We start from the raw sequence: 440 nt of genomic DNA on the forward strand, positions 1-440 counted from the left end.
CCTCCGATGACACCTTCAGACGGGTATTTGAGTTCATCAATCCCGAAGAATTAAATCGTTGTTTCAGCAGATGGATAGAAACCCTAGTGACAAACATGGGAGGAGAAATAATTCCCATAGACGGAAAGACAATTAGGGGTTCTTACGACCGAAATCAAGGGAAATCAGCATTGCATGTCATTAGTGCCTGGGCAAGTGAACAGAATTTGGTCTTGGCACAGATGAAAGTAGAAGATAAATCCAACGAGATTACAGCAATTCCGGCATTATTAGAGTTATTGGATATCACAGGCTCTATCATCACCATTGATGCAATGGGGACTCAAACCGAGATTGCCAACAAGATTATTGATAAAAAAGCAGATTATGTTTTAGCACTAAAGGCAAATCACCCAACTCTCTACAATCAGGTAAAACAATGGTTTGAAACAGCATCTTCA

Annotated in this window: 1 protein-coding gene; it reads left to right on the forward strand. The window is 40.2% G+C overall.

The annotated features are described in order from the left end of the window. A partial coding sequence (locus FFR48_RS28470; protein WP_137669634.1) for an ISAs1 family transposase occupies positions 1–440 on the forward strand: 440 nt, incomplete at both ends.

The sequence above is a fragment of the Sphaerospermopsis reniformis genome, from assembly GCF_005402885.1.
Taxonomy (GTDB): domain Bacteria; phylum Cyanobacteriota; class Cyanobacteriia; order Cyanobacteriales; family Nostocaceae; genus Sphaerospermopsis; species Sphaerospermopsis kisseleviana.